Below are 14,350 nucleotides of genomic sequence, written 5' to 3'. Positions count from 1 at the left end.
GGCCCGCTCCTGCTCGATCGGGGCCAGGTCGCGCCACTGGTCGTCGTCCCGGCTAGGAGGGACGACCGGACTCCGCGTAGTTTCCGCTGGCACCGTCCACGTTGGACAGGGCCGCCTCGATCCGTCGAGCGGTGAAGTCTGTGGCCCTGCTGCGCACCTGGGCGGGGTCGCAGAACTCCGCAGAGCGGATCTCCCGTTCCTGCCGCACGATCCGCTCGAGCTCGGCGGGGTCGAGGATGCCACCGTCGAACACCAGGCAGACCGCGTCGTCCCAGCCGCTCCAGGCGGGAAGCCAGTCGGTGAGGACGAGCGCTCCGGCGCTGATCGTCAGCCCCAGTTCCTCCTCCACCTCACGACTCACCGCGTCGCGCGGCGACTCGCCGACCTCGACCACACCTCCGGGAAGGTCCCAGTCCGGCTTGTAGGTGAGCTGGCACAGCAGGACCCGGCCGGCCGGATCGCGCACCAGCATCTGGCTGATCGCACGTTTGCGGGGCAGGAAGGAGTTGAGCAGGGTCCGGAAGGCCTCGGGATTCGACAGCGGAGGATCGGTGGCCAGGCGGGCCAGCACGACGTACTCGGTCGCTTCGGCACGGGCACCCGTTCCAGGCACCACCCGGCGTACGCCCTCACGTCGCAGGCCGGAGCGGGTCGCCACCCGCAGGGCGGCCTCATTGGCCGGTTCGACACTCGCCTGGACCCGGCCGACGCCGAGTCCTCCCTGGCCGGTGGCGGTCAGTGCCCAGTCCGCGAGCATCCGCACGGCGCGAGCCGCACTGCCCCGGCCGCGATGCCCGGCGTACAACGTCCACGACAGCTCACCGGTGGTGTCGGACTCGCGGCGGACCTCGCAGTTGCCCACCACCTGACCGTCGCGCTCGATCACGAAGTTGAGCACGGATCCGTCGGCAGACCCGGAGCGCCATCCGGCGACAGCGGCCCGGTGTCGGTCGTGACTGGGCGACGCGGAGTCGCCCACCCACTGTGCGATCACCTCATCGTGCCCCGAGACGGCTGCCTCGACATCGGTGTCGCGCCAGGGCCGGAGGGTGACCTCGCCGTCGGTCAGGGTCGGCTGCTCGGTCACTGGTTCACCCTAGTCGGAGGTCCGTGAACATGGTTCACCATGTGATGCAGACCAACCGACGCTTCCCTTGACGAATTCATCGTGGGAAGTGGAGGTTGGCCTGCATACCTTGATGAACCTCCCGCCCCGAGTCAGCGATCAGTCCTTGCGGAACCAGACCGTGGCCAGGGGCGGCACGACCAGATCCGCGTACGCCGGCTGGCCGGACCACTCGCCGGGAGAGGCCTCGATCGAGCCGAGATTGCCGACCCCTGACCCGGTGTAGGCCTCGGCGTCGGTGTTCACGACCTCCGACCAGCCACCGCTGGAGGGCAACCCCAGCCGGTAGCCGTGATGGGGTACGGCGGCGAAGTTGGCCACACAGACCAGGTCGGGCTCCCCAGGGGCGCGACGGATGAACGAGAAGACCCCGCGAGCGGCATCGTTCGCATCGATCCACTGGAACCCTGCCGGATCGTTGTCCTGCCTCCACAGGGCCGGCGTCTCCCGGTAGACCCGGTTGATGTCACGGATCATCGACTGGAGGCCCCGGTGTTCGGGGTGGTCGAGGAGCCACCAGTCGAGTTCGCGCGACTCCGCCCACTCCGACTCCTGGCCGAACTCGGTGCCCATGAAGATGAGTTGCTTGCCGGGGTGGGCCCACATGAACGCCAGGAAGGTGCGCAGGTTGGCCAGTTGTTGCCAGCGGTCACCCGGCATCTTGCGCAGCATCGATCCCTTGCCGTGCACCACCTCGTCGTGCGAGATGGGCAGCACGAAGTTCTCGGAGAACGCGTAGACCAGCGAGAAGGTCATCTCGCCGTGGTGGTACGAGCGGTGGATGGGATCCCGCTCGGCGTAGCCCAGGGAGTCGTTCATCCACCCCATGTTCCACTTGAAACCGAAGCCGAGGCCGCCGTCGCTCGTCGGCCGGGTGACGCCCGGCCACGAGGTGGACTCCTCGGCGATCGTCGTGGCGCCGGGCACCCGCTTGTAGACGGTGGCGTTCATCTCCTGGAGGAACTGCACCGCCTCCAGGTTCTCCCTGCCCCCGTGGATGTTCGGCGACCACTCGCCGGCCTCGCGGGAGTAGTCGAGGTAGAGCATCGAGGCGACACCGTCGACGCGCAGCCCGTCGGCGTGGAACTCCTCGAGCCAGTAGAGCGCGTTGGCGTAGAGGAAGTTGCGGACCTCGCGACGACCGAAGTTGAAGATGTGCGAGCCCCACTCCTTGTGCCATCCGCGCTGCGGGTTGGGGTCCTCGTAGAGCGGAGTGCCGTCGAACCTGGCCAGGGCCCACGGGTCGGTGGCGAAGTGCCCGGGAACCCAGTCGAGGATGACGCCGATGCCGGCCTGGTGCAGCCGGTCGACGAGCAACCGGAAGCCGTCCGGGTTGCCGAAGCGCGAGTCGGGGGCGAAGTACGACGTCACGTGGTAGCCCCAGGAGCCGCCGAACGGGTGCTGCATCACGGGCATCAGCTCGACATGGGTGAACCCCAGGTCGGAGAGGTAGGGGACCAGCTCGTCGGCCAGCTCGTCGTACGACTTGCCGCGACGCCAGGACGCCAGGTGCAGCTCATAGGTCGACATGGGCTCGTTGACCGGCTGCTTGCCCGGCCGGGCCTGCATCCAGGCCTGGTCGTTCCACTCGTAGTGGGACTCGAAGACCACCGAGGCGGTGTCGGGCGGGATCTGGGCGTGGTAGGCCATCGGGTCGGCGCGGTCGGTCCAGGCGCCGTCGGCGCCGTGGACGGTGTACTTGTACTGGGTCCCCGAGCCGATGTTGGGGATGAAGATCTCCCACACCCCGGAGGTCCCGAGCTGGCGCATGGGGTGCTCGCGCCCGTCCCAGCTGTTGAAGTCGGCCTTGAGGCGCACTCCTCGGGCACCTGGCGCCCACACCGCGAACGAGGCACCGGACACGTCGGCGTCGTAGTGGTGCACGTGGGAGCCGAGCACCTGCCACAACTGCTCGTGGCGCCCCTCGTTGATCAGGTGCAGGTCGGTCTCGCCGAGGGTCGGCAGGAAGCGGTAGGGGTCGTCGTACGTCGTGGCCGGTCCGCCGTCATAGGCGACAGCGACGCGATAGTCGGGTACGTCGGCGACGGCGAGCTCGCCGACCCAGATGCCGCCGTGCTCATGGGTGAGTGGGGTCTCCTTGCCGCCGCTGATGACGCTCACCGAGCTGGCGAGGGGCTTGAGCACGCGGACCGTCACCGAGCCCTCGTGCACGTGGGGCCCGAGCACGGCGTGCGGATGGCCGTGAGCGCCGTTGATGAGCAGGTCGAGCTCGGCGGTGTCGATCGGTCGGACTCCAGTCATCGGTGGTCCACTCCTTCGTCGACCGGCTGGCGATCAGCCGGGGTCGTGCTGGGCAAAAGTAGCGGGGTCACGGAGTCCCCGCCAGCCGTGCGATGGCGGCCAGCGGGATCGGGATCCACGACGGTCGGTTGCGAGCCTCGTAGACGGCCTCGTAGACCGCCTTGTCGGCTTCGTAGGCACGCAGCAGCAGCATTTCGGCGGGGGTCGGTTCCCGGCCGATGTAGGCGTCGACGAAGGCCTCCCGGTTGCGGGTGGCCCACTCGTTGGCGCGGTAGGCCCGCTGCGCTCCACCCTCGCTGTCGGTGTCGGCGGCGGTGCGCTCCACGACGTGGGGAGCGTAGTCGAACGAGCGCAGCATGCCGGCCACGTCACGCCAGGCCGAGTCCGGCAGCATCCGCTCGGCCAGCGGCTTGGCCGGCTCGCCCTCGAAGTCGACGATCTTCCAGCCGCGACTGGTGCGCAGCGTCTGACCCAGGTGCAGATCCCCGTGGATGCGCTGGACCGTGACGTCGCCGAGGGTGCTCACCTGCTCGAAGAGGGTCCGCAGAGCTGCCGCGTGCTGCGCCAGCTCGGGTACGACGGCCTGGGCGGCGACGAGCCGCTCCCGCATCTGGCCGGCAACGAACCCTGCGTCGACGGTGCCTACCTCGAAGGCCCTACGGAGGGCCTCGTGCACCTCCGCGACCGCCATGCCGAGGCGTGCGGCCTCGGCCGCGAAGTCGCCTCCCACCTCGTCGGCGTGCAGATCGCCTTCGGCGTAGAGGTTGCGAACGCTGGTCTTGGCCAGCTCGAAGCCGTCGCTTGCGGTGCGCAGGAACTGCTGCAGCATGGCCAGCTGCATCACGCTGCCGCTGGCGGCGTCGACGGTGTCGAGCCAGCCGTAGAGCCCCGCCACGTGCTCGGATCCCGCCCGGGTCAGGACCTCGTGGATCTGGATGTCCGGGTTGATACCGGGGGTGACCCGACGGAACACCTTCATCAGGGCGTCCTCACCGAAGGCCACCGATGAGTTGGACTGCTCGCCGCTGAAGAGCGCGGAGTGGGCCTCGAGGTCGAGCTCGTGGCCGGGCAGCCGGTGGAAGACCAGCGGGCTGGGCGAGTCGGCGGGGCCGCTCTCCTCCTCGGCTGCCTGCGCGAAGGACCGCAGCCAGCAGGCCATGGCCTCGCGGTCGTGCAGCGCGTCGTAGGCATGCACCCACCCGTGGTCGGGGTCCTCCCACCAACCCACGAAGGCATGGTCGAGGCGCGACTCGGGGTCGGTGTAGAAGGACAGAGGCACCTGGTAGAGGTCGGTCCGGTCAGCGGCGTCGGCAGCCACGTCGGTGTAGGTGAGCTCGACCAGGTAGATCACCGCCCGCGTTCCGTCCTCGCTCGATCCCGGGACCTGACCCAAGCGGAGGACGTCGGTGACGGTGAAGCCGCGGCCCTTGCCGCCGAACCACCGGGTGCGCTCGAGGTAGGTGGCGAAGAACTGGGGATCCGGAAGACGTTTGTCGGGCGTCACAGGAGCGGTGCCTCCTCGGTGTCGTCGCGGGCGATGAGGCGGAACCAGTAGAACCCGTAGCCACTCAGCGTCAGGAGGTACGGCAGCTCACCGACTCCGGGGAAGGTGACACCGCCCAGCAGCTCGATCGGCACCCGGCCCTCGTAGCGACGCAGGTCGAGCTCCACCGGTTGCGGGAAGCGCGAGAGGTTGTTGACGCACAGGATCACGTCCTGCTTGCCCTCCGCGTCGGTGTGCTCGCGGACGTAGGACAGCACCGAGGGGTTGGAGCCGCCCAGGTCGTGGAAGTCCCCGAGGCCGAACGCCGGGTGGTTGCGTCGGGCATGGATCATGCGGCGCGTCCAGTGCAGCAGCGAGGAGGAGTTCTCCAGCTGTGCCTCGACGTTGACGCTCTGGTAGCCGAACACGGGATCCTGGATCAGTGGCAGGTCCAGCCGGCCGGGCGTCGCCGACGAGAAGCCCGCGTTGCGGTCGGGCGTCCATTGCATCGGCGTCCGCACGCCGTCGCGGTCACCGAGCCAGATGTTGTCGCCCATGCCGATCTCGTCGCCGTAGTAGAGCACCGGGGAGCCGGGAAGCGACAGGAGCAAAGCGTTGAAGAGCTCCAGGCGGTTGATGTCGTTGTCGAGCAGCGGAGCCAGCCGCCGGCGGATCCCGATGTTGGCCTTCATCCGGGGGTCCTTGGCGTATTCGCCCCACATGTAGTCGCGCTCCTCGTCGCTGACCATCTCGAGGGTGAGCTCGTCGTGGTTGCGCAGGAAGATTCCCCACTGGCACCCCGATGGGATCGCCGGGGTCTGCTCGAGGATCTCCGAGATCGGGAAGCGGGACTCCCGGCGCACGGCCATGAAGATGCGTGGCATGACCGGGAAGTGGAAGCACATGTGGCACTCGTCGCCACCGGACTCGAAGTCACCGAAGTAGTCGACGACGTCCGCGGGCCACTGGTTGGCCTCGGCCAGCAGGACGCGTCCGGGGTAGTTGGTGTCCACGAAGCGGCGTACCTTGCGCAGGAACTCGTGGGTCGCGGGCAGGTTCTCGCCGTTGGTGCCCTCCTCGACGTACAGGTAGGGCACGGCGTCGAGGCGGAAGCCGTCGAGTCCCATGTCGAGCCAGAAGCTGAGGGCCTCCAGGATCGCGTTGTGGACCTTCGGGTTGTCGTAGTTGAGGTCCGGCTGGTGGCTGAAGAAGCGGTGCCAGAAGTACTGCTGCCGCACCGGGTCCCAGGTCCAGTTCGAGGGCTCGGTGTCGACGAAGATGACCCGCGCGTCCTCGTACTTCTCGTCGGTGTCGGACCAGACGTAGAAGTCGCCGTAGGGGCCCTCAGGGTCCGATCGCGAGGCCTGGAACCACGCGTGGGCGTCGGAGGTGTGGTTGGCGACGAAGTCGATGATCACCCGGATGCCACGCTTGTGGGCCTCGTCGAGGAACAGGTGGAAGTCCTCCACGGTGCCGATCTCGGGCAGCACACCGATGTAGTCGGCCACGTCGTAGCCGCCGTCGCGCAACGGGCTCGGGAAGAAGGGGGGAACCCACAGGCAGTCGACGCCGAGCCAGGCCAGGTAGTCGAGTTTCTCCACCAGGCCCTTGAAGTCGCCGGTCCCGTCCGCGTTGGAGTCGCGGAAGGAGCGCACCAGCACTTCGTAGAAGACGGCCGTCTTGAACCAGTCGGGGGTGTCGCCGGTCGTGGACAGGTCGCTCAATGTGGCCTCCGCACACCGAAGATGTGTGCTGGTTCGTACGCCGGGTCGAGCCGGACGTAGTTGCGTTCGCCCCAGGTCCAGGTCGCGTCGCTGATCTCGTCGTGCACCTGGAAGGAGTCGTGCCAGTCCATGCCGAGGGCCGGCATGTCCAGGTGGATGGTGGTCTCGCGTGCCCCGTGGGGGTCGAGGTTGACCACCACGATCACGGTGTCCTCGCCGTCCGGGCCGGTGGAGGTCTTGGAGAAGACCAGCACCGACTCGTCGTCACTGCTGTGGATCGTGAGGTTGCGCAACTGCTGCAGGCTCGGGTGCTGGCGTCTGATCTCGTTGAGCCGGGTGAGGTACGGCGCCAGCGTGCGCCCATCGGCTTCCGCAGCCTTCCAGTCCCGCACCCGGATCTGGTACTTCTCCGAGTCCAGATACTCCTCGCTCCCGGGGCGCACCGCGACGTGCTCGTAGAGCTCGTAGCCCGCATAGACCCCCCAGCTCGGGGATCCGGTCGACGCGACGACGGCGCGGATCTTGAACGCCGCCGGCCCGCCGTACTGCAGGTAGGCGTGCAGGATGTCGGGGGTGTTGACGAAGAAGTTCGGCCGCATCAGGTGGTCGGACTGGGTCGACAGCTCGCGCAGGTAGGCCTCGATCTCCCACTTCGCCGTGCGCCAGGTGAAGTAGGTGTAGGACTGGTGGAACCCGATGGCACCCAGCCCGTGCATCATGGCCGGCTTGGTGAACGCCTCGGCCAGGAAGAGCACATCGGGGTCGGTCCGGCGGACCTCTCGCAGCAGCCACTCCCAGAAGGCGACGGGCTTGGTGTGGGGATTGTCGACGCGGAAGATGCGCACACCGTGGCTCATCCACATCCGCACGATCCGCAGGACCTCGCGGCACAGCCCGGTCGGGTCGTTGTCGAAGTTGATCGGGTAGATGTCCTGGTACTTCTTCGGCGGGTTCTCGGCGTAGGCGATGGTCCCGTCGGCCCGGGTGGTGAACCATTCGGGGTGGCTGGTGACCCAGGGGTGGTCGGGAGCGGCCTGGAGCGCCAGGTCGAGCGCCACCTCGAGCCCGAGCCCCTTGGCCCGTGCGACGAAGGCGTCGAAGTCCGCGAAGTCACCGAGGTCGGGGTGGATGGCGTCGTGGCCGCCGTCCTTGCTGCCGATGGCCCACGGGGAACCGGTGTCCTTCGGGCCAGGTGTCAGCGTGTTGTTGGGACCCTTGCGGTTGACCTCGCCGATGGGGTGGATCGGCGGCAGGTAGATCACGTCGAAGCCCATGTCGGCCACGGCGTCGAGGCGCTCGGCGGCAGTCTGGAAGGTGCCGCTGGTGACCTCTCCGGTCACCGGGTCCTTGGTGGCTCCCTCGGATCGGGGGAAGAACTCGTACCAGCTGCTGAACAACGCCCGCTCGCGGTCGGCGAAGGCTGGGAAGGGACCCTCGATGGTGAGCAGGTCGCGCAGCGGGTGGGCCGTCAGGACCGCCGCGAGCTCGCTTGACTGCAGCACCGCGAGCCGGGCCCCGGCGGGACGGTCGACGTCGGCGGCGGCGTCGATCGCGGCCTTGACATGGGTGCGCTCGTCACTGCGGGCCGGGAGTTCCTTCAGCACCCGTTCGAGCAGCAGCCGGGCCTCGGTGAACATCAGCTCGACGTCGATGCCGGCCGGGATCTTGATGCCGGCATCGTGCTCCCACGTGCCCAGCGGATCGGACCAGGCCTGCACCTCGAAGGTCCACGCGCCCTCAGTGTCGGGCGTGACCCACGCGACGTAGCGGTTGGGGACGTCGAAGTGCCCGTTGTCGGTGTTCTCCATCCGCACCGGGGCGCGGCGTACGCCGTCGGGGCCGGTCAGGACCACCTCGGCTCCGAGTTGGTCGTGTCCCTCACGGAACACGGTGGCGAAGACCGGGAACGATTCGTTGACTGTTGCCTTGGCGGGAAGACGACCGCGATCGACCAGCGGTGCCACTTCCATGACGGGGATACGACCAACCATGTGCCCCACACTTCCGAATCGCAGAGTCCGGCGCAAGCGGCAACCTGAGCACGGGCGCGCCGTACGACGCTTCGGTGCTCGTGCCCGTCGAGCCGACCAGCAAACCTTTTACGCACGAGTAGTTGGATCGATCCAGTCGAAGTGGGCTACGGTCCGTTGTCGTGCGAGCAATCCGACGATTCACCGTCCGTCCCGTCCTCCCCGACGCGCTGACCGCGCTGGGCACTCTGGCGGTCAACCTCCGCTGGTCCTGGCACCCCGAGACGCAGGACGTGTTCCGCGCCATCGATGCCGACCTGTGGGAATCCACCGGCCGGGACCCGGTCCGGCTTCTGGGCGCCGTCGGCACTGGTCGGTTGGCCGAGCTCGCGGCCGATCCAGCCTTCCTGGAACACCTCGACCGGATCGCGCGAGACCTGGAGGACTACCTGTCCGGCGACCGGTGGTTCCAGCGGCTACCCGCCGAGGAGCGTCCGGCGGCGATCGGCTACTTCTCGCCCGAGTTCGGGATCACCTCGGTGCTGCCGCAGTACTCCGGCGGCCTGGGCATCCTCGCCGGTGACCACCTCAAGTCCGCCTCCGACCTCGGGGCGCCGATCGTCGGCGTGGGCCTGCTCTACCGCTACGGCTACTTCCGCCAGTCGCTCTCCCGGGTCGGGTGGCAGGAGGAGACCTATCCGGTCCTCGACCCCGACGGCCTCCCGATCTCGCTGCTGCGCGAGGACGACGGCACCGCGGCCCGGGTGGCGATCGCCGTGCCCGGTGGCGGGGACCTGGTGGCGCGCATCTGGGTCGCCCAGGTCGGACGCGTCCCGCTGCTGTTGCTCGACTCCGACATGGAGGAGAACGACGGCATGCTGCGCGACGTCACCGACCGCCTGTACGGCGGCACCTCCGAGCACCGGCTCCTGCAGGAGCTCCTGCTGGGCATCGGTGGGGTCCGGGCGCTGCGCGTGCACTCCCGGCTCACCGGTGCGCCCGCCCCGGAAGTCTTCCACACCAACGAGGGACACGCAGGCTTCCTCGGGGTCGAACGGATCCGCGAGCTCACCGCCGACCCGGGCGGCCCCCAGCTCGACTTCGACACTGCCCTCGAGGTGTCTCGAGCCGGCACGGTCTTCACCACGCACACCCCGGTGCCGGCGGGCATCGACCGCTTCCCGCGCGAGCTGATCACGCAGTACTTCGGTGGCAACAGTCCTGCGGCGGGCGTCCCGGTCGAGCGGATCCTGGCCCTCGGGGCCGAGGACTACGACGGCGGGGATCCCGGGGTCTTCAACATGGCCGTCATGGGCTTCCGTCTTGCCCAGCGGGCCAACGGCGTGTCCCTGCTCCATGGTGAGGTCTCGCGCGGGATGTTCAACGGGCTGTGGCCCGCGTTCGACGAGGCAGAGGTCCCGATCGGCTCGATCACCAACGGCGTGCACGCGCCCACCTGGGTCGCGCGCGAGGTGTTCGAGCTCGCTGCGGCCGCCGGAGCCGACACCCGTTCCGGCGACGCTGCCGTCTTCGACGTCGTGGACCGGGTCCCGGGCACCGACCTGTGGTCGACCAAGCGGGTGCTGCGCCAGCGGCTGGTCGACGACGCCCGCAACCGGCTGCGGGCCTCGTGCCTGGAGCGGGGTTCGGCCGCTGCCGAGCTGGGCTGGGTCGACTCGGCGTTCAGCGCTGATGTGCTCACGATCGGGTTCGCGCGCCGGGTGCCGTCGTACAAGCGGCTCACGCTGATGTTGCGCGATCCCGCCCGCCTCAAGCGGCTGCTGCTGGACCCGGATCGTCCCATCCAGCTGATCATCGCCGGCAAGTCCCACCCGGCCGACGACGGTGGCAAGAAGCTGATCCAGGAGATCGTGAAGTTCGCCGACGACGCCGAGGTGCGACACCGGATCGCGTTCCTGCCCAACTACGACATCTCGATGGCGCTGCCGCTCTACCCCGGCTGCGACGTGTGGCTCAACAACCCGCTGCGGCCCTACGAGGCGTGTGGCACGTCCGGGATGAAGGCGGCGCTCAACGGCGGCCTCAACCTCTCGATCCTCGACGGCTGGTGGGACGAGTGGTACGACGGCAAGAACGGCTGGGCGATCCCCTCGGCGGACGGCATCGACGACCCCGATCACCGCGACGACATCGAGGCTCACGCGCTCTACGACCTCATCGAGAACGAGGTTGCGCCGCGCTTCTACGACCTCGACGAGAGCGGAGTGCCCTCGCGCTGGGTCGAGATGGTGCGCCACACGTTCAAGTCGCTGGGCCCGAAGGTGCTGGCCTCGCGGATGGTCAAGGACTACGTCCGGACCCTCTACGTGCCCGCCGCGATCTCCGGGCGCGCGGTCAACTCCGACTACGAAGGCGCCCGCGAGCTGGCCGAGTGGAAGAAGCGGGTCCGGGCAGGCTGGCCCGGCGTCCACGTCGAGCACGTCGAGTCCCAGGGCGTGGCGGCCACCCCCGAGATCGGCTCCACGATGTCGGTGCGCGCCTACGTGTCCCTGGGCTCGCTGAGCCCCGCTGACGTGGACGTGCAGCTGGTGTTCGGCACGATCGCCCACGACGACGACCTCGTCGACACCGAGTCGGTCTCGTTGGCGGCCACCGAGAGCTATGAGGACGGACGGCACCGCTACGAGGGGTCGGTCGAGCTGGCCCGCACCGGTCCCTTCGGCTACACCGTGCGCGTGCTGCCCCAGAACGACCTGCTCGCCTCACCCGCCGAACTCGGCGTGGTGGCCCTGCCGTAGCTCTGGGTGGTGGGGGGTGGTTCATCAAGGTATGCAGTCGAACCTCCGCTGACCGTGATGAATTGGCCACGGACAGCGGAGGTTTCCATGCATACCTTGATGAACCACCCACCGGGAGATTCCTCGCGAGGGGGTCGGCGACGACAGGTAGGTTCAGCGGGGTGAGGAACTGGTACGCCGCGGCGCGCACCCACCCGTCCGCAGTGCTGCTCGGCGTCCAGCTCGGAGGGCTGCTGGTCTATCCCTTCTTGGACGACCAGGCGATCGGGCGGGCGCTGTTCGGGGTGTTCGGGCTGGTGGTGCTCGCGTTGGCGCTGCTCACGGTCCGGGCCACCCCGGCGCTGACCTGGGTCTCGCTGCTCCTGGGTCTGCCCGTGGTGGTGCTCACCGTGGTCGAGGGTTTCGTTCCCGGCAACGACCCGGTGGTGCTGACTTCCTCGGTCTTCCATGCGGCCTTCTACTTCTACACCGCCTATGCGCTGATCCGATACATGTTCGCCGACGACGTGGTGACCAGTGACGAGCTGTTCGCCACCGGTGCTGCCTTCACCGTGGTCGCCTGGGCGTTCGCCTACGTGTACGTCGCCGCGCAGGTGATCTGGCCGGGATCGTTCACGGCGGCTGTGGACCCCGCGGGAGATCGGACGTGGGTCGAGCTCCTGTTCTTGTCGGTCACCACGTTGAGCTCGACCGGTCTGTCCGACATCGTGCCGATCCTTCCCCACGCGCGCTCGGTGGTGATGGTCGAGCAGATCGCCGGGATGCTCTACCTGGCCCTGGTGGTCGCGAGGATCACGGCGCTGACCGTGACCCGGATCGGCAAGGACAGCAACTCACGATCCTCCTAGGGGCGGGTCACGCCTCGCGGAAGACGATCACCGTGCGGGCGTCCAGCATCAACGTGTCGCCGATGCGCACCGGCGTGCCGACGGCGTACTCGGGGTCGGTGGAGAGGACCACCTCGCCGGCGTGCACCCACTCGTTCTCGGGGAAGGTGACCTTCAGCTGGTGGGCGGCCGCGCTGATCCAGATCATGAACGACTTGTCGACCTGCTGTTCGCCGCGCGGCCCGGGTGAACGCAGGGGAGACCCGGAAACGAACATGCCGATGGCGGCGAGCTGCTGGTCGTTCCAGTCCTCAGGGGTCATCTCATGACCCTCCGGGTGCAGCCAGATGAGGTCCTTGGGGCCGCCCTTGATGGTCGGACGACCCTCGAACCAGTGCCGTTGACGCAGCGCGGGATGCTCACGACGCAGCCGCAGCGCGGTCTTGGTGATCTCGTAGATGTCCAGCCACGCGTCGTCGGGACGCCAGTCGATCCACGAGGTCTCGTTGTCCTGGCCGTAGGCGTTGTTGTTGCCACCTTGGGTGCGTCCGCGCTCGTCACCGGCCACGATCATCGGCACACCGTTGGTCAGGCAGAGCGTGGCCATCAGGTTGGCCGCCTGTCGATGGCGGAGCGCCAGGATGGCGGGATCCCGGGTCTCGCCCTCGTGGCCACAGTTCCACGACCGGTTGTTGTCGGTGCCGTCGCGGTTGTCCTCGGCGTTGGCCTCGTTGTGCTTGTAGTTGTAGGAGACCAGGTCACGCAGCGTGAACCCGTCGTGTGCGGTGATGAAGTTGACCGAGGCGTACGGCGAGCGGCCGTCGTCGGCGTACAGGTCGGAGGAGCCGGCCAGCCGGGTGGCCATGGTGCGGATGTCGCCCTGGCCGCGCCAGAAGTCGCGTACGGCGTCGCGGTACTGGTCGTTCCATTCGACCCACGGCGGCGGGAACTCACCGACCTTGTAGCCGTCCATGGAGGCGTCCCAGGGCTCGGCGATCAGCTTGACGTGACGCAGGACCGGGTCCTGGCCGATGGCGGTGAGCAGGTGACTGCCCATGTCGACGGACTGGTTGGTGCGGGTCAGCGCTGACATCAGGTCGAAGCGGAAGCCGTCGACGTGCATCTCGTTGACCCAGTAGCGCAGCGAGTCGAGGATCATCCGCAGCGACTGGGTGTGGGTCGCGTTCAGCGTGTTGCCGCAACCCGTGACGTCCCAGTAGACGTCCGGCTGAACCGGTGCGCCATGCTCGTCGACCACGCGCTGGTAGTAGCCCAGGTCGTCGAGCCCGCGAAAGCTCAGCGTGGGTCCGTTGGGCCCGGCCTCGGCGGTGTGGTTGTAGACCACGTCGAGGATGACCTCGATGCCCGCCTCGTGGAAGGCCTTGACCATCCGCTTGAACTCCGCGACCTGCTCGCCGCGGTCACCCGTGGCTGCATATGCGTTGTGCGGGGCGAAGAACCCGATGGAGTTGTAGCCCCAGTAGTTGACCAGCCCGCGCGAGGCGAGCATCGGCTCCGAGGCGAACTGGTGGATCGGCAGCAGCTCGACCGCCGTGATGCCCAGGTCGTGGAGGTAGTCGATGACCGCCGGGGTGGTCAGTCCCGCATAGGTGCCGCGCAGCTCCTCGGGCACGCGGTCGTGCAACATCGTCATGCCCTTGACGTGCAGTTCGTAGATGACGGTGTCGCGCCAGCGTTTGAACATCGGCTGGTCGCCGCCCCAGTCGAAGGCGGGGTCGACCACGACGCTGCGCTGGACGTGGGGCGCGGAGTCCTCGTCGCTGATCACCGCGGGGGTGCCGTCGGCGTAACCGAAGATCGCGGGGTGGTCGGTGACCTCTCCGGAGATGGCCAGGGCGTAGGGGTCGAGTAGCAGCTTGCGGGGGTTGAACCGCAGACCCCGTTCGGGGTCCCAGGGCCCGTCCACGCGATAGCCGTAACGGGTGCCCGGGGCGATGTCGGGCAGTGCCCCGTGCCAGACGCCGAGCGAGTTCTCGGTGAGCTCGTGGCAGGTCTCGTTGTCCTCCTCGTCGAAGAGGCAGAGCTGCACCCCGGTGCCGCCGGGGGCATAGACCGCGAAGTTCGTCGACTCCGGCGTCCACGTCGATCCGAGGGGATAGTTGCGACCCGGCCAGACGGGTGCCACCTCGTCAGGTCGGGTCCAGATTCCGGGAGTCACCCGCAGCATTCTTCCTGATG

8 protein-coding genes are annotated in these 14,350 nt (G+C 68.3%); 2 read left to right on the top strand and 6 right to left on the bottom strand.

Going from position 1 to position 14,350, the window contains the following annotated elements; all coding sequences use genetic code 11:
- Positions 1 to 52: 52 nt before the first annotated feature.
- The 5 genes from AB7I40_RS20240 to AB7I40_RS20220 form a co-directional block, all read right to left on the bottom strand.
- The gene (locus AB7I40_RS20240) at positions 53 to 1,087 is read right to left on the bottom strand and encodes an NUDIX hydrolase (protein WP_428345196.1); all 1,035 of its coding nucleotides are present in this window, start codon (positions 1,085 to 1,087) and stop codon (positions 53 to 55) included.
- A gap of 138 nt (positions 1,088 to 1,225) precedes the next feature.
- The gene (glgB, locus tag AB7I40_RS20235; protein WP_428345197.1) at positions 1,226 to 3,388 is read right to left on the bottom strand and encodes a 1,4-alpha-glucan branching protein GlgB; all 2,163 of its coding nucleotides are present in this window, start codon (positions 3,386 to 3,388) and stop codon (positions 1,226 to 1,228) included.
- A gap of 67 nt (positions 3,389 to 3,455) precedes the next feature.
- On the bottom strand, positions 3,456 to 4,892 hold the full coding sequence (locus AB7I40_RS20230) for a maltokinase N-terminal cap-like domain-containing protein (protein ID WP_428345198.1): 1,437 nt from the start codon (positions 4,890 to 4,892) through the stop codon (positions 3,456 to 3,458).
- Positions 4,889 to 6,595, bottom strand: coding sequence for a maltose alpha-D-glucosyltransferase (gene treS / locus AB7I40_RS20225; RefSeq protein WP_428345199.1), 1,707 nt, complete (start codon positions 6,593 to 6,595; stop codon positions 4,889 to 4,891). The genes AB7I40_RS20230 and treS overlap by 4 nt, the downstream gene beginning before the upstream one ends.
- Positions 6,592 to 8,586: an alpha-1,4-glucan--maltose-1-phosphate maltosyltransferase gene (locus AB7I40_RS20220; RefSeq protein ID WP_428345200.1), complete on the bottom strand. Its 1,995-nt coding sequence runs from the start codon at positions 8,584 to 8,586 to the stop codon at positions 6,592 to 6,594. Before AB7I40_RS20220 ends, treS begins: the two co-directional genes overlap by 4 nt.
- A gap of 161 nt (positions 8,587 to 8,747) precedes the next feature.
- Here AB7I40_RS20220 and glgP point away from each other — a divergent pair, with 161 nt between their 5' ends.
- Both glgP and AB7I40_RS20210 read left to right on the top strand, forming a co-directional pair.
- Complete coding sequence (gene glgP / locus AB7I40_RS20215; RefSeq protein WP_428345201.1) at positions 8,748 to 11,324, top strand: alpha-glucan family phosphorylase; 2,577 nt, start codon at positions 8,748 to 8,750, stop codon at positions 11,322 to 11,324.
- A 161-nt stretch (positions 11,325 to 11,485) separates the two neighbouring features.
- Positions 11,486 to 12,172, top strand: a complete 687-nt coding sequence (locus AB7I40_RS20210) for an ion channel (protein WP_428345202.1) — start codon at positions 11,486 to 11,488, stop codon at positions 12,170 to 12,172.
- Positions 12,173 to 12,179: 7 nt separating this feature from the next.
- Here AB7I40_RS20210 and glgX read toward each other — a convergent pair whose 3' ends face one another.
- Positions 12,180 to 14,339: a glycogen debranching protein GlgX gene (gene glgX / locus AB7I40_RS20205; protein ID WP_428348124.1), complete on the bottom strand. Its 2,160-nt coding sequence runs from the start codon at positions 14,337 to 14,339 to the stop codon at positions 12,180 to 12,182.
- Between the last annotated feature and the right edge of the window lie 11 nt (positions 14,340 to 14,350).

The organism is Nocardioides sp., from assembly GCF_050246775.1.
Taxonomy (GTDB): Bacteria; Actinomycetota; Actinomycetes; order Propionibacteriales; family Nocardioidaceae; genus Nocardioides.
This window is presented reverse-complemented; position numbering and strand designations above follow the sequence as displayed.

Excerpts from the sequence above, each read along its gene's own strand:
- glgB (WP_428345197.1), bottom strand. The coding sequence starts at position 3,388 with ATGACTGGAGTCCGACCGATCGACACCGCCGAGCTCGACCTGCTCATC.
- AB7I40_RS20220 (WP_428345200.1), bottom strand. The coding sequence starts at position 8,586 with ATGGTTGGTCGTATCCCCGTCATGGAAGTGGCACCGCTGGTCGATCGC.
- glgX (WP_428348124.1), bottom strand. The coding sequence starts at position 14,339 with ATGCTGCGGGTGACTCCCGGAATCTGGACCCGACCTGACGAGGTGGCA.